Annotated in this window: 14 protein-coding genes; 9 read left to right on the forward strand and 5 right to left on the reverse strand. The window is 68.0% G+C overall.

The annotated features are described in order from the left end of the window. The first annotated feature begins 42 nt into the window (after positions 1-42). The 7 genes from FL625_RS03705 (at position 43) to FL625_RS18210 (ending at position 6,762) form a co-directional block, all read left to right on the forward strand. A complete protein-coding gene (locus FL625_RS03705) occupies positions 43-501 on the forward strand; it encodes a formate dehydrogenase subunit gamma (RefSeq protein ID WP_149587286.1) in 459 nt (152 codons plus the stop codon). Continuing rightward, a complete protein-coding gene (locus FL625_RS03710) occupies positions 498-2,003 on the forward strand; it encodes a formate dehydrogenase beta subunit (RefSeq protein WP_149587287.1) in 1,506 nt (501 codons plus the stop codon). Before FL625_RS03705 ends, FL625_RS03710 begins: the two co-directional genes overlap by 4 nt. Then, positions 2,000-4,876, forward strand: a complete 2,877-nt coding sequence (fdhF, locus tag FL625_RS03715; RefSeq protein WP_149587288.1) for a formate dehydrogenase subunit alpha — start codon at positions 2,000-2,002, stop codon at positions 4,874-4,876. Before FL625_RS03710 ends, fdhF begins: the two co-directional genes overlap by 4 nt. After that, positions 4,873-5,685 (forward strand): formate dehydrogenase accessory sulfurtransferase FdhD, encoded by an 813-nt coding sequence (gene fdhD, locus FL625_RS03720; protein WP_149587289.1) that lies wholly within the window; start codon positions 4,873-4,875, stop codon positions 5,683-5,685. The genes fdhF and fdhD overlap by 4 nt, the downstream gene beginning before the upstream one ends. Then, complete coding sequence (locus FL625_RS03725; protein WP_149587290.1) at positions 5,675-5,902, forward strand: formate dehydrogenase subunit delta; 228 nt, start codon at positions 5,675-5,677, stop codon at positions 5,900-5,902. The genes fdhD and FL625_RS03725 overlap by 11 nt, the downstream gene beginning before the upstream one ends. Positions 5,903-6,015: 113 nt before the next feature. Further along, positions 6,016-6,441, forward strand: coding sequence for an NAD(P)-binding domain-containing protein (locus FL625_RS18205; RefSeq protein WP_200833874.1), 426 nt, complete (start codon positions 6,016-6,018; stop codon positions 6,439-6,441). Between the two features lie 48 nt (positions 6,442-6,489). Further along, a complete protein-coding gene (locus FL625_RS18210; RefSeq protein WP_200833875.1) occupies positions 6,490-6,762 on the forward strand; it encodes a pyrroline-5-carboxylate reductase dimerization domain-containing protein in 273 nt (90 codons plus the stop codon). A gap of 164 nt (positions 6,763-6,926) precedes the next feature. On the opposite strand, the gene rfbA is transcribed toward FL625_RS18210, so the two are convergent. The 5 genes from rfbA to FL625_RS03755 form a co-directional block, all read right to left on the reverse strand. Then, positions 6,927-7,817 (reverse strand): glucose-1-phosphate thymidylyltransferase RfbA, encoded by an 891-nt coding sequence (rfbA, locus tag FL625_RS03735; RefSeq protein ID WP_149587291.1) that lies wholly within the window; start codon positions 7,815-7,817, stop codon positions 6,927-6,929. Further along, positions 7,814-8,659 carry a dTDP-4-dehydrorhamnose reductase gene (gene rfbD / locus FL625_RS03740; RefSeq protein WP_149587292.1) on the reverse strand — a complete coding sequence of 282 codons (846 nt, stop codon included), beginning with the start codon at positions 8,657-8,659 and terminating at the stop codon, positions 7,814-7,816. The genes rfbA and rfbD overlap by 4 nt, the downstream gene beginning before the upstream one ends. Continuing rightward, positions 8,656-9,693, reverse strand: coding sequence for a dTDP-glucose 4,6-dehydratase (gene rfbB, locus FL625_RS03745; protein WP_149587293.1), 1,038 nt, complete (start codon positions 9,691-9,693; stop codon positions 8,656-8,658). Before rfbB ends, rfbD begins: the two co-directional genes overlap by 4 nt. After that, positions 9,690-10,250 carry a dTDP-4-dehydrorhamnose 3,5-epimerase gene (gene rfbC, locus FL625_RS03750; protein ID WP_149587690.1) on the reverse strand — a complete coding sequence of 187 codons (561 nt, stop codon included), beginning with the start codon at positions 10,248-10,250 and terminating at the stop codon, positions 9,690-9,692. Before rfbC ends, rfbB begins: the two co-directional genes overlap by 4 nt. Positions 10,251-10,344: 94 nt before the next feature. Further along, positions 10,345-11,496: a glycosyltransferase 61 family protein gene (locus tag FL625_RS03755; RefSeq protein WP_160147723.1), complete on the reverse strand. Its 1,152-nt coding sequence runs from the start codon at positions 11,494-11,496 to the stop codon at positions 10,345-10,347. Between the two features lie 159 nt (positions 11,497-11,655). On the opposite strand from FL625_RS03755, the gene FL625_RS03760 reads away from it, so the two are divergent. Beyond that, positions 11,656-12,705 carry a saccharopine dehydrogenase gene (locus FL625_RS03760; RefSeq protein ID WP_149587295.1) on the forward strand — a complete coding sequence of 350 codons (1,050 nt, stop codon included), beginning with the start codon at positions 11,656-11,658 and terminating at the stop codon, positions 12,703-12,705. 85 nt (positions 12,706-12,790) lie between these two features. Continuing rightward, on the forward strand, positions 12,791-13,942 hold the full coding sequence (locus FL625_RS03765) for a saccharopine dehydrogenase family protein (RefSeq protein ID WP_149587296.1): 1,152 nt from the start codon (positions 12,791-12,793) through the stop codon (positions 13,940-13,942). Positions 13,943-13,948 lie beyond the last annotated feature (6 nt).

Genomic DNA, 13,948 nt, shown 5'->3' on the forward strand with positions numbered 1-13,948 from the left:
AATCGGCGTATACATGTGCATGCAAGCCAGAGGTATGCCCGCATGCTCGATTCCCACGCCCAGACCGACCGGATCGCCGAGATCCTTCAGGCCCATCAGGGGCTGGAGGGTCCGCTCTTGCCGATCCTTCACGCGATCCAGGAGTCCTTCGGTTACATCCCCGAAGCTGCCGTGCCGCAGATCGCCAAGGCGCTGATGCTGTCAAAGGCTGAAGTGCATGGGGTCATCAGCTTCTACCACGATTTCCGCAACAAGCCGTCCGGCCGGCATGTGCTGAAGCTCTGCCGGGCCGAGGCCTGCCAGACAGTTGGTGCGGATGCGGTGGCCGACCGGATCCGGCGCGCCCTGGGCATCGACTGGCACGAGACCACGCCGGATGGCCGCGTGACGCTGGAGCCGGTGTTCTGCCTTGGCCTCTGCGCCTGCGGGCCGGCGGCGATGGTCGATGGCCGGCTGGTCGGCCGGGTGGACGAGGGCGTGCTGGCGGAGGTGGCGAAATGAAGCTCTATGTTCCGCTGGACAGCGCCGCCGTGGCGCTGGGCGCCGACCGCATCGCCCAGGCGATCCGGGACGAGGCCGCCGCGCGCGGGGTGGCGGTGGAGATCATCCGCAACGGCAGCCGCGGCATGGTCTGGCTGGAGCCGCTGGTCGAGGTGGTGACGGACGCGGGCCGCATCGGCTTTGGCCCGATGACCCCGGCTGATGTGCCGGGGCTGTTCGGCGATCTTGCCTCGCATCCCAGGGCGCTGGGGCTGGTCGAGGATCTGCCCTGGATGAAGGGGCAGACCCGGCTGACCTTTGCCCGCGTCGGCGTCATCGACCCGCTGTCGCTGGACGACTACCGCGCGCACGGCGGGCTTGCGGGGCTGGAGCGCGCGAGGGGGATGAGCAAGGCGGAGATCGTCGCCGAAGTGACGGAGTCCGGCCTGCGGGGCCGGGGCGGCGCGGGTTTCCCGACCGGGATAAAGTGGAAGACGGTCTCCGAGGCCCCCGGCGCGCAGAAATACATCGTCTGCAACGCGGATGAAGGGGACAGCGCCACCTTCGCCGACCGCATGTTGATGGAGGGCGATCCCTTCTGCCTGATCGAGGGCATGGCGATTGCCGGGCTCGCCTGCGGGGCGAGCAAGGGCTATGTCTATCTGCGCTCGGAATACCCGGTGGCGATCCGCATCATGCGCGAGGCCGTGCGCATTGCCCGCGCCGCCGGCATCCTGGGCCCGGAATTCGACATGGAAATCCGCGTCGGCGCCGGGGCTTATGTCTGCGGCGAGGAAACGAGCCTCCTCAACAGCCTGGAAGGCAAGCGCGGCATCGTCCGCGCCAAGCCGCCGCTGCCGGCGCTGCAAGGCTTCCTGGGTCGACCGACCGTGGTGAACAACGTGATCTCGCTGGCCTCGGTGCCGGTGATCATGGCCAGGGGCGCGGCCTTCTACAAGGACTTCGGCCTTGGCCGGAGCCGCGGGACGATCCCGCTGCAGATCGCCGGCAATGTCCGCTTCGGCGGGCTTTACGAATGTGCGTTCGGTTTGACGCTTGGCCAGATCGTGAACGAGATCGGCGGTGGCACCGCCTCGGGCCGTCCGGTCAAGGCGGTGCAGGTGGGCGGCCCTCTGGGCGCGTGGTTCCCGCCGGCGCTGTTCGACACCCCCTTCGGCTATGAGGAGTTCGGCGCGCAGGACGGGCTGATCGGCCATGCCGGGCTGACGGTGGCCGACGACACGGTGGACATGCTGCAAATGGCGCGCTTCGCCATGGAGTTCTGCGCCATCGAAAGCTGCGGCAAGTGCACCCCCTGCCGCATCGGATCGACCCGCGGGGTCGAAACCATCGACCGGCTGGCCCGCGGCGACGCTTCGGCGCTGCCGATCCTGACCGATCTCTGCAACACCATGAAATTCGGCTCGCTCTGCGCGCTGGGGGGCTTCACCCCCTATCCGGTGCTGAGCGCGCTGACCCATTTCCCCGATGACTTCGCCCGCGCGAAGGAGGCCGCAGAATGAAGGACTTCATCATCCCCGACCGCGATTTCGGCACCCCTGCCGCCAAATCGAAACAGATGGTCACATTGACCATCGACGGCTTCGACGTGACTGTCCCGGAAGGCACCAGCATCATGCGCGCGGCGGCAGAGATCGGGATCTCGGTCCCGAAGCTTTGCGCCACCGACAGCCTGGATGCCTTCGGATCCTGCCGGCTGTGCCTGGTCGAGATCGAGGGCCGTGCCGGCACCCCGGCTTCCTGCACCACCCCGGTTGCGCCGGGGCTGAAGGTCCACACCCAGACCGGCAAGCTCAAGCAGCTTCGCCGCGGGGTGATGGAGCTCTACATCTCGGACCACCCGCTGGACTGCCTGACCTGCGCGGCGAACGGCGACTGCGAATTGCAGGACATGGCCGGCGCCGTGGGCCTGCGCGACGTCCGCTACGAGGCCGTGGAAACCCATTTCCGCCCGCGCAACACCAGCGGCGAGGCCAATCCGCAATGGCTGCCAAAGGACGATTCCAACCCTTATTTCACCTATGATCCGTCCAAGTGCATCGTCTGCAGCCGCTGCGTGCGCGCCTGCGAGGAAGTGCAGGGCACCTTCGCCCTGACGATCGAGGGGCGCGGCTTCGACAGCCGGGTGTCCTTCGGCGCGCGGGGTGACAATGCGCTGGCGTCCGACTGCGTGTCCTGCGGCGCCTGCGTGCAGGCCTGCCCGACTGCGACGCTTCAAGAGAAGTCGGTCATCGAGATCGGCACGCCCGACCGGTCGATCATCACCACCTGCGCCTATTGCGGCGTTGGTTGCAGTTTCAAGGCCGAAATGCGGGGCGATGAGCTTGTCCGCATGACGCCCTACAAGCATGGCAAGGCCAACCGGGGCCATTCCTGCGTCAAGGGCCGCTTCGCTTATGGCTATGCCACGCACAAGGACCGCATCCTGAAGCCGATGATCCGCGAGACGATCACCGAACCGTGGCGCGAGGTGTCCTGGGCCGAGGCGATGGAGTTCGCGGCCAGCCGCATGAAGGCGATCCAGGCGAAATACGGCCGCAACTCGGTGGGGGTGATCACCTCCAGCCGCTGCACGAACGAGGAAACCTATCTCGTGCAGAAACTGGCCCGCGCGGTGTTCCGGAACAACAATACGGATACCTGTGCGCGGGTCTGCCATTCGCCCACCGGCTATGGCCTCGGGCAGACCTTCGGCACCAGCGCCGGGACGCAGGATTTCGACTCGGTCGAGGAAGCCGATGTCATCATGGTGATCGGTGCGAACCCGCATGCCGGCCACCCGGTCTTTGCCAGCCGGATGAAGAAGCGGCTGCGGCAGGGCGCGAAGCTGATCGTCGTCGATCCTCGGCGGACCGAGACGGTGGAAGGTCCGCATTTCAAGGCGGCGCATCACCTGGCGCTGACGCCGGGGACGAACGTCGCCGTCGTCTCTGCCATGGCGCATGTGATCGTGACCGAGAAGCTCTACAACGAGGCCTTCATCCGCACCCGCTGCGACTGGGACGAGTTCGAGGATTATGCCGAGTTCATCAGCGACCCGCGCCACAGCCCCGAGGCGGTGCAGATGGTCACCGGTGTCCCGGCCCAGGAAATCCGCGCCGCCGCCCGGCTTTACGCCACCGGCGGCAACGCGGCGATCTACTACGGGCTGGGCGTGACCGAACATTCGCAGGGCTCGACCACGGTGATCGGGATTGCGAACCTGGCCATGCTGACCGGCAACATCGGCCGGCGCGGCGTGGGGGTGAACCCGCTGCGCGGGCAGAACAACGTGCAGGGGTCGTGCGACATGGGGTCGTTCCCGCATGAACTGCCGGGCTACCGGCATGTGAAGAACCCCGAGGTCCGCGCGATCTATGAGAAGGCCTGGGGCGTGACGCTGGATCCGGAACCCGGCCTGCGCATCCCGAACATGCTGGACGCCGCCGTGGAGGGCACGTTCAAGGGGCTCTACTGCCAGGGCGAGGACATCCTGCAATCCGACCCCGACACCCACCACGTCGCGGCGGGCCTTGCAGCGATGGAATGTGTCATCGTCCACGACCTGTTCCTGAACGAGACCGCGAACTACGCGCATGTGTTCTTCCCTGGCTCCAGCTTTCTGGAGAAGGACGGCACCTTCACCAACGCCGAACGCCGGATCAACATGGTCCGCAAGGTGATGGCGCCGAAACAGGGCTATGCCGACTGGGAAGTGACCCAGATGTTCGCGAACGCGATGGGGGCCAACTGGTCCTACACCCACCCGTCGCAGATCATGGAAGAGATCGCCATGACCACGCCGTCCTTCGCCGGTGTGACCTATGAGAAGCTGGAAACGATGGGTTCGGTCCAGTGGCCATGCAACGAGAAGGCGCCCGAGGGGACTCCGCTGATGCACATCGACGGGTTCGTGCGCGGCAAGGGCAAGTTCATCCGCACCGAATATGTCGCGACGGACGAAAAGACCGGCCCGCGCTTCCCGCTGTTGCTGACCACGGGGCGTATACTGTCGCAATACAACGTCGGCGCGCAGACCCGGCGGACGGCGAACGTGGTCTGGCACAGCGAGGACGTGCTGGAGATCCACCCGCACGACGCCGAGAACCGGGGCATCCGCGAGGGCGACCTGGTGCGGCTGGCCAGCCGGTCTGGAGAGACGACCCTGCGCGCGACGATCACCGACAAGGTGTCGCCGGGCGTGGTCTATACGACCTTCCACTTCCCCGGGACGCAAGCCAACGTCATCACGACGGACTTCTCCGACTGGGCGACCAACTGCCCGGAATACAAGGTGACGGCGGTGCAGGTCAGCCCGTCGAACGGGCCGACCGAGTGGCAGAAGGAATACGAGGCCCAGGCTGCCCTGTCGCGTCGTATCCTGGCCGCGGAATGAAGGGCGCACGGGCCACGCCCCGGCTGGTCTTCGGTCCCTCGGTGATTCCGGGGGCCCAACCTGGCCAGCGTGTGCTGCCCGAGGAGGTGGCCGTCGCGCTGTCCTTCAACGGGACGACCCAGGCGGTGATGATGGCGACGCCGGCGGATCTGGAGGACTTCGGGGTGGGTTTCGCGCTGACGGAGGGGATCGCCCGGCCCGAGGAGATCCTGTCGGTCGAGGTGGTCGAGGTCGCGCGTGGCATGGACGTGCAGGTCTGGCTGCGTCCCGAGGCCGAGGCGCGGCTCAAGGCGCGGCGGCGGGTGATGGTGGGGCCGGTGGGCTGCGGGCTCTGCGGCATCGACTCGATCGACCAGGCGCTGCGTGAGGTTCCGGTGGTGGCGCCCTCGCGGTTCCGGATGACGCCCGCGCAGGTGCTGGCGGCGGTGGCGGCGCTTCCGGGGGAGCAGCGGCTGCACGATGCGACCCGGGCGGTGCATGGCGCGGCGTTCTGGAACGGGCGGGTGCTGCTTTCGCGCGAGGATGTTGGCCGGCACAACGCGCTGGACAAGCTGGTGGGCGGGATGGTCCGCGAGGGCATCCGGCCGGAGGGCGCGGTGGTGCTGACCTCGCGCGTCTCGACCGACATGGTGCAGAAGGTCGCCATGCTGGGGGCGCCGATGGTGATTGCCGTCTCGGCCCCGACGGTCGCCGCGGTGGAGTTGGCGGAGGCCTCGGGGATCACCCTGGTGGCGCTCGCGAAGGGGGACCGGTTCGAGGTCTTCTCGCATACGGATCGGATTCTGACGGAGGTGCCGCATGTCGGTTGAAAAGATCACGCGGATGGCGAACGACATCGCCAAGTTCATGGAATCGAAGCCGCATGACGAGGGGGCGGCCCTGCTCGCCGCCCATATCAACGACTTCTGGGATCCCCGGATGCGGCGGCAGCTGTTCGAGATCATCGACGCGGGCGGGGCGGGGCTGCGGCCGCTGGTGCTCGACGCGGCCAGCGCGATCCGGCGGCCGGTGGCCGAGGCGGCGTGAGGCTGTCCACGGTGGACAAAGTCTGAGACACCAGACTTTTCAATGACTTGGTCGCGGACGTTCAGGGTTTCTTAACCTCGTTCAGCATGCGCCTGGAGCGGGGGGAGAGCGCCGTGCGGCTGGGGTTCATCGGGACGGGAAACATCACCGCGGCGATGGTCGAAGGGCTGGGCGGCGGGGTGGTCCTGTCGCCGCGCGGCGCTGCGATGGCGGCGGACCTGGCCCGGCGGTTCCCCGATGTGACGGTGGCCGAGAGCAATCAGGCCGTCGTCGATCAGAGCGACATGGTGGTGCTGGCGATCCGGCCGCAGGTGGCGGAGGAAGTCGTGCGCGCGCTGCGGTTCCGGGCCGGGCAGAAGCTGCTGAGCCTGGTCGCGGCAACGCCGGTCGAGGTGATCCGGGGCTGGATCGGGCTTGATCTGCCGGTGATCCGGGCGATCCCGCTGCCCTTCGTGGCCGACCGGCGCTGCGTGACGCCGATCATTCCGCCGGACGTGGAGGTAGCGGCGCTGTTCGACCGGCTGGGGCAAGCGGTGTAGTGTCAGAGCCAGGCCGAGTTCGATCTGCTGGCGGTCGGCTCGGCGCTGATGGGGAGCTACTTCGGCCTCCTGGAGCTGGCCGAGGGCTGGCTGGTGGAGAGCGGTCTGCCGGAGGCGACGGCGAGGGACTACATGGCGGGGCTGTTCGCGAACCTGGGCCGGGTGGCGGAAGACTCGGAGAAGGCGTTCGGCGCGCTGCGCAAGGAGTATTCGACGAAGGGCGGGCTGAACGAGCAGGTGTTCCGGGTGTTCGTCGAGGCCGGCGGGGTCAAGGCGCTGCGCCTGGCCTTGGATCAGGTGCTGGAGCGGGTGCGTGGGTGACAGGTCGCCCCCACCCCCTTCCCCTCCCCACGGAGGGGGAGGGGAGGCGCGGGGCGCGGCGGCGGTGCGGAACAGGACGCGGTGGCGCCGGCCGCGGCGTTGGAGCCTCCGGCGGGAGTATTTGGAAAAGGGCAAATGGCCTGGGCGGGTGCCTGGGCCAGGCGTCAGCGTTTCGGGGCGGAGTGGTCCTTGAGGACGCTGGCGAGGTGGATGCCGTAGCTCGACTTGCCGAAGACCTGGGCCTGGCGTTCCATCCCGGCGCGGTCGATCCAGCCCATCTGGAAGGCGATCTCGTCCGGGGAGCCGACCTGCATGCCCTGGCGGTCCTGTAGCGTGCGGACGAAGTTGCCGGCGTCGAGGAGGCTGCCGGGCGTGCCGGTATCCAGCCAGGCAAAGCCGCGGCCCATGCGTTCGACCTGGAGCGAGCCTTCGGCGCGGTAGTGTTCTAGGACATCGACGATTTCGAGCTCTCCCCTCGGGGAGGGTTTGATCTGGGCGGCGATGTCGGGGGCGCGGCCATCAAGGAAGTAAAGGCCGGTGATGGCGAAGCTGGAGGGAGGGTTCTTCGGCTTTTCGATGATCTGGGTGACGCGGCCATCGGCATCGAAGGCGGCGACGCCGTAACGCTCGGGATCGGCGACATGGTAGCCGAAGACCGTGCCGCCCGTGGGCTGCTGGTCGGCGCGCTTCAGCATCTCGGGCAGGCCGTGGCCGAAGAAGATGTTATCGCCGAGGACCATGGCCGAGGGCGCGCCGGCGAGGAAATCGCGGGCGAGGAGATAGGCCTGGGCGAGGCCTTCGGGTTTCTCCTGCACGATCCAGGTGAAGGACAGCCCCCACTGGCGACCGTCGCCGAGGAGGCGCTGGAACTGCGGCTGGTCCTCGGGCGTGGTGATCAGCGCGATGTCGCGGATGCCGGCGAGCATCAGGACCGAGATCGGATAGTAGATCATCGGCTTGTCGTAGATCGGCAGAAGCTGCTTAGAGACGCCCAGCGTGATCGGCCAGAGGCGCGAGCCGGTGCCTCCGGCGAGGACGATGCCTTTGCGGGTCATGGGCGCAACTCCTGCACTATGGCGGCGAGACCCGCGCGCCAGTCGGGGCGCGGGATGCCGAATGCTGCCGTGAATGAACTGCAATCGAGGCGGGAATTCAGCGGTCTCTGGGCCGGGGTGGGGTATTCGCTGGTCGGGATGTCGTTGATCCGGCAGGGAAGGCCGGCCTCGGCCATGATCGCGCGGGCGAAATCGGCCCAGCTGGTGTCGGGGCTGCCCGAGAAGTGATGCGTGCCGCCGGGCGCGCCGTCAGTCATGGCCTTGGCAGCGATGAGGAGCGCGTCGGCGATCGCGGCGGCCGGGGTGGGGCCGCCGATCTGGTCGGCGACGACGTTCAGGCTTTCACGCTCGGCCCCAAGGCGGAGCATGGTCTTGACGAAATTCGTGCCGTGGGCGGAGACGACCCAGGAGGTGCGCAGGATGAGGTGGGGGCCGCCCGCCGCGCGGATGCCTTGCTCCCCGGCCAGTTTCGACCGGCCGTAGGCGTTCAGCGGCGCGGTCGGGTGGTCGGGGGCGAAGGGCTGGCTGCCCGTGCCGTCGAAGACATAATCGGTGGAGAGGTGCAGGAAGGGGATGCCCTTTGCGGCGGCGGCTTTCGCCATGGCGGCGGGGGCCTCGCCGTTCACGGTGGTGGCGGCGGCTTCCTCGGTTTCCGCCTTGTCGACGGCGGTCCATGCGGCGGCGTTGATGATTGCGTCGGCGTCATGGGCCGCGATGGCGGCGGCGCAGGCGGCGGGGTTGAGGAGGTCGGCATCCTCACGCCCGAGGAAGGTGGCGTCGGAGGCGAGGCGCTGAAGCTCGCGCGCGACCTGGCCGGTTTTGCCGAAGACGAGGAGTTTCATGCCTTGCCCAACCGTTCGCCCACCCCTTTGCGATCGAGGAGGGGGCGCCACCAGGATTCGTTGTCGAGATACCAGCGGACGGTGCGGCGCAGGCCCTCCTCGACGGTGACGGAGGGGCGCCAGCCGAGTTCCTGCCGGATGCGGCTGGGGTCGATGGCGTAGCGGGCATCATGGCCGGGGCGGTCGGTGACGAAAGTGATCTGGTCCGCGTAGGGGGTGGGTTTGGGGGCCATCTCGTCGAGCAGCGCGCAGATCGTGCGGACGAGGTCGATGTTGCGCCGTTCGTTCTCGCCTCCGATGTTGTAGCTGCGCCCCAGGGCGCCCTTTTCCAGGACGAGGAGCAGGGCGTCGGAGTGGTCCTCGACGTAGAGCCAGTCCCGCACGTTCTCGCCCGTGCCATAGACCGGGATGGGCTTGCCGTGGAGGGCGTTCAGGATGACGACGGGGATCAGCTTTTCGGGGAAGTGGAAGGGCCCGTAGTTGTTCGAGCAATTGGTGAGGACCACCGGCAGGCCGTAGGTTTCGTGCCAGGCCCGGACGAGGTGATCGGAGGCGGCCTTGGACGCGGAATAGGGCGAGCGCGGGTCGTAGGGGGTTTCCTCGGTGAACTGGCCGGTGGGGCCGAGCGAGCCGAAGACCTCGTCGGTGGAGATGTGGTGAAAGCGGAAGCCCGCGGGCTTGCCCTGTCTTGTCCAGTGGGCGCGGGCGGCTTCCAGCAGGTTGAAGGTGCCGGTGATGTTGGTGTCGATGAAGTCCGAGGGGCCGTCGATCGACCGGTCCACATGGCTTTCGGCGGCGAGGTGCATCACCGCATCGGGGGCATGGGTGGCGAAGATCCGGTCCAGCGCGGCGCGGTCGCGGATGTCGGCCTGTTCGAAGCGGTAGAGCGGCGAGTCCGCGACCATGGCAACATTGGCCGGGTTCGCGGCATAGGTCAGGGCATCGAGGTTCACCACCTGATGTCCGCGCGAGACGGCCAGGCGGACGACGGCGGAACCGATGAAACCGCAGCCTCCGGTGACGAGAAGTTTCATGTGGCCTCCCGGCGGAAGGGGGTGCCGATCTCGGCCAGGAGCGGCGCGCGGGCGTCCTTGTCGGACAGGATCGGGGCCGAGATGCCCCAGTCGATGCCGAGGGCCGGATCGTCCCAGCGCACGGCGCCGTCATGGTCGGGGCTGTAGAAGTCGGTGCATTTGTATTGCACCTCGGTGTCGTCGGTCAGGGTGACAAAGCCGTGCAGGAAGCCCTTGGGCACCAGAAGCTGGCGGCCGTTGTCGGCCGTCAGTTCCACCGCGACCCAGCGGCCGTAGGTGGGAGAGCCGTCGCGGATGTCCACCGCAACATCGAGGATCGCCCCGCGCGAGCAGCGGATCAGCTTGTCCTGCGCGCGGGGCGGACGCTGGAAATGCAGGCCGCGCAGGGTGCCTTTCGCGGCCGAGAAGGAATGGTTGTCCTGGACGAAGGTCAGGTCCAGCCCGGCCTCGGCCATGCGGGAGGCGTTCCAGGTCTCGGTGAACCAGCCGCGCGCATCGCCGAAGCGGCGGGGGGTCAGGATCACGACATCGGCCAGACTTGTCGGGACTAGATCCATCACGCGTGCACCCCTTCTTCCGCTGGATCACAGATGCCGAAGGACGGCAGCGGATGCAATGGTGTTCCGACCCAGCCGGCGTGGCGCCACCGGTTCAGGCGGTCTCGCGCAGGGTGAAGCGCCGGCGGGCCGCGATCAGGGCCAGCGAGCGGGCATCGAGCGCCAGGTCGGGCCGGGGGATGCGGCCTGTGCGCTCTCCCGAGGCGGACAGCCAGCCGGTCAGCCGGTCGCGCGGTGTGCCGACCGGCTGGGGGTCATCGTGGAAACCGCCGTCGCGCAGGGCGGCCCAGACCGCGGGCATGTCGAGCACCCCGACGGTCGCGCCGGGCCTGCCGGGGCTGCTGAGGTCCGCCAGGCCGAAGTCGAGGAAAACCGGCTTCGGCGACCCGGCCGACCGGAACCACGCCTGGAAATGGCGATACGGCGGCCGACGCAGGATCACTGCCGCCCGTGAGTCCGGCCTTGCGAAGAGCGACCAGAGATGCGCGGCGGAGCCGTCGGCGAAGATGATCCGCCGGGCGGCCCGGTAGCGCCGGATCTGTTCGCCGATCGGGACCGTTTCCGGGTGGAAGATCGAATAGCCGTTGCGGCGCAGGGCTGTCTCGAGGACGTTTTCCTCGAGGAACTGGCCCAGATCGAGGCCCAACGCGCCGCGGCTGACGTAGAGATCCTCGCCGCCTGAGGCGTCGGGCTGGCCGCGGAAGCGGTCGAGCCAGCGGCGGTAGGCGGTAGCGACGCAGGGCCTGCGTTCCAGATTGCACAGGTCCTGGGGCAGGATAAGCGCCTCGCAGCGCGTCGAGGCGCCGACGAGTTGCACCGGATTCCGGATGCCGAGATGGGCCAGAAGCTCGAGGAAATAGCCCGGCAGGGCGTCGAAGCCGATCTGTTCGGCAATGAATACAAGCCGCGCCTCGGGAAAGCGGTCGCAGGCCGTCAGCCGCCCGAGGGACTGGGTGACGAGATGGCCGAACTGGGGCCCCGCGATGCCACCGAAGATCGACAGGCCGTCCAGCGTGGCGGCAGGCTGCGGAAGCGGCGCGGTCGTGTCCGGCTGAAGCAATCTGTTCCGATACGAACTGCCGCCATGCCTGATGCCGCTGCCGTCGGCGCAGCGGACACCCTGGCCGCGGAGGTTGATCCTGTCGGGCCGGTCGGTGCCGTCGCGGTTCGCCGCGGCATCCAGTCCGGCCACCAGGATCGCGTCCCGGATCAGCACGCAGCCGGGCGGCATGGGCTGCGCGAGCATCACCGGGCCTGACTTGCGGGGATCTTGCGGGCTCTGGGGCATGGCGCCGGTGACGTTCGCGGATTCGCCGCCCCCGTGCAAGCAGGTCGGCTTTTTGGGTCTGGTCGCGGCCACGGGTTCTGGTATCTGGATCCGACCGGTGAAAAGAGGACGACAGCCATGACGCATCTCTGGGTGCGGGCCGAGCAACGGCCGAACGAGGAGCGGGTGGGCATCACCCCCGAAGGCGCGGCGGCGCTGATCCGGGCGGGGATCCGGGTGACGGTCGAGGAGTCCTCGGTCCGCGCCATTCCGATCGACGGCTACCGCGCGGCGGGCTGCGAGATCGCGGGAGAGAACCTGTGGCCACAGGCCCCGGCGGATGCGATCATCTTCGGGCTGAAGGAGTTGCCCGAGGACGGCACGCCGCTTGTCCACCGGCACATCATGTTCGGCCATGCCTACAAGGGCCAGCCGGCGGGGCGGGTGCTTTTGCAGCGATTCAAGGGCGGGGGCGGGGTGCTTTACGACCTGGAGTATCTGGTGGACGAGACCGGCCGGCGCGTCGCCGCCTTCGGCTACTGGGCGGGCTATGCCGGCGCGGCGGTTTCACTGAAGGTCTGGGCGGCGCAACAGCGCGGCGGGATCGCAGGGCCAGTGCGCAAGGTGGCGTCGAAGGATGCGCTGCTGGCGGAGTTGGGCAAGGAGCTTCAGGGCCTGGGCCGGCCGCGCGCGATCATCATCGGGGCGCTTGGCCGGGTGGGCACGGGTGCGGCCGATCTTTGCGGGGCGATGGGCGTCGCGGTCACGAAATGGGACATGGCCGAGACCGCGAGCGGCGGACCGTTCCCGGAGATCCTGGAACACGAGATCTTCCTGAACTGCATCCTCGCGCGACCGGGCTGCCCGGTGTTCGTGCCGGCCAGCGCCAAGACCGATGCGCGCAAGCTGACGGTGATCGGCGACATCGCCTGCGATCCGACCAGTGATTTCTCGCCGATCAAGGTCTATGACCGGGTGACGGACTGGGATGCGCCGGCGCTGCGCGTGGCCGAGAACCCGCCGCTGGACGTGACCGCGATCGACAACCTGCCGAGCCTGATGCCGGTGGAATCCTCGCAGGACTATGCGGCGCAGCTTTTGCCGTCGCTGTTGACGCTGACTGACCTGGGGTCGGGCGTCTGGGGTCGGGCGAAGGTGGAATTCGACAGGCACGTCGCGGGCGTGTGAGCGGGGGCAAATTTCTTCGAAGAAATTTGCCAAGAATTTTCGAAAATTCTTGGTCCCGCATGGGCCAAGCGGAGGGGATGAAGAAATGACGATCCATTGGTGCGGCACGGGGCTGTCGTCGATACCGGGGCTGCGGCGGCTTCTGGAGGCGGGGCATCCCGTCACCGTCTGGAACCGCACGGTCGAGAAGGCGCGGGCCGAAGTGGGCGACCTGACCGACGACATCCGCCCCTTCACCCTCGAGGGACTGGCCGAGGCGTTGAAGCCCGGCGACATCACGGTGTCGATGCTGCCGGCCGATCAGCATGTGGCCATCGCGAAACTGTGCCTGGAAAAGGGGGCGAATTTCTGTTCCTCCAGCTACATCGCCCCCGAGATGCGGGCGCTGGATCAGCACTTCCGCGAGAAGGGCCTGGTTTCGATCAACGAGGTTGGCCTCGACCCCGGCATCGACCACCTGATGGCGCATGACCTGGTGGCGCGCTATCGCGCCTCGAAGGCCTACGACAACGAGAATGTCCTGAGCTTCACCAGCTACTGCGGTGGGGTTCCGAAGGAGGCGAATGCCTTCCGCTACAAGTTCAGCTGGGCCCCGGCGGGGGTGCTGAAGGCGCTGCGGTCGCCCTCGCGCAGCCTGCGGCATTTCACCGAACTGCGGGTGGCGCGGCCCTGGGAGGCAATCACCCGCTATGATGCGCCCTTGCCGGTGCCGGAAAGCTTCGAGGTCTATCCGAACCGCGACAGCTATCCGTTCATGGAGGAATACCGCTTCGAGAAGCACTGGAAGGTGAAGGATTTCGTCCGGGGCACGATCCGGCTGAACGGCTGGGCCGATGCCTGGGCGCCGATCTTCCGCGAGATCGAGGCACTGGAGGGCAAGCCCCTGGCCGAGATCAACGCCGCGCTCGAGGCGCGGGCGGCGGCGCTGCTGAAGGACAATTCCTATGCCGAGGGTGAGCCGGACCGGGTGCTGCTGTTCGTGTCGCTGAAGGCCGAACGCGACGGCAAGCCCGTGTTCCACGAGACCTGGGCGATGGATGCCTGGGGCGACGTGCGCGGCACGGCGATGGGGCGGCTGGTCTCGGTGCCGGTCTCGCTGGCCATCGAGGCGGTGCTGAACCGCGAGATCCCGGCCGGGGTGCATGGCGCGCCGCATGATCCGAGGCTGGTGGCGCGCTGGCTGGACCAGGTCGGCCACCTGGCGCAGTTCATGCGGCGGATCGACCACCTGGCCTGACAGCTC

It is taken from the genome of Tabrizicola flagellatus (assembly GCF_008271465.1).
Classification (GTDB): Bacteria; Pseudomonadota; Alphaproteobacteria; order Rhodobacterales; family Rhodobacteraceae; genus Tabrizicola; species Tabrizicola flagellata.

Coding starts and splice junctions, on each gene's coding strand:
- FL625_RS03765 (WP_149587296.1), top strand. CDS start 12,791: ATGACGATCCATTGGTGCGGCACGGGGCTGTCGTCGATACCGGGGCTG.
- rfbA (WP_149587291.1), bottom strand. CDS start 7,817: ATGACCCGCAAAGGCATCGTCCTCGCCGGAGGCACCGGCTCGCGCCTC.
- FL625_RS18210 (WP_200833875.1), top strand. CDS start 6,490: ATGGGGAGCTACTTCGGCCTCCTGGAGCTGGCCGAGGGCTGGCTGGTG.
- rfbC (WP_149587690.1), bottom strand. CDS start 10,250: ATGGATCTAGTCCCGACAAGTCTGGCCGATGTCGTGATCCTGACCCCC.
- FL625_RS03755 (WP_160147723.1), bottom strand. CDS start 11,496: ATGCTCGCGCAGCCCATGCCGCCCGGCTGCGTGCTGATCCGGGACGCG.
- FL625_RS03710 (WP_149587287.1), top strand. CDS start 498: ATGAAGCTCTATGTTCCGCTGGACAGCGCCGCCGTGGCGCTGGGCGCC.
- rfbD (WP_149587292.1), bottom strand. CDS start 8,659: ATGAAACTCCTCGTCTTCGGCAAAACCGGCCAGGTCGCGCGCGAGCTT.
- FL625_RS03705 (WP_149587286.1), top strand. CDS start 43: ATGCTCGATTCCCACGCCCAGACCGACCGGATCGCCGAGATCCTTCAG.
- fdhF (WP_149587288.1), top strand. CDS start 2,000: ATGAAGGACTTCATCATCCCCGACCGCGATTTCGGCACCCCTGCCGCC.
- FL625_RS03725 (WP_149587290.1), top strand. CDS start 5,675: ATGTCGGTTGAAAAGATCACGCGGATGGCGAACGACATCGCCAAGTTC.
- fdhD (WP_149587289.1), top strand. CDS start 4,873: ATGAAGGGCGCACGGGCCACGCCCCGGCTGGTCTTCGGTCCCTCGGTG.
- FL625_RS03760 (WP_149587295.1), top strand. CDS start 11,656: ATGACGCATCTCTGGGTGCGGGCCGAGCAACGGCCGAACGAGGAGCGG.
- rfbB (WP_149587293.1), bottom strand. CDS start 9,693: ATGAAACTTCTCGTCACCGGAGGCTGCGGTTTCATCGGTTCCGCCGTC.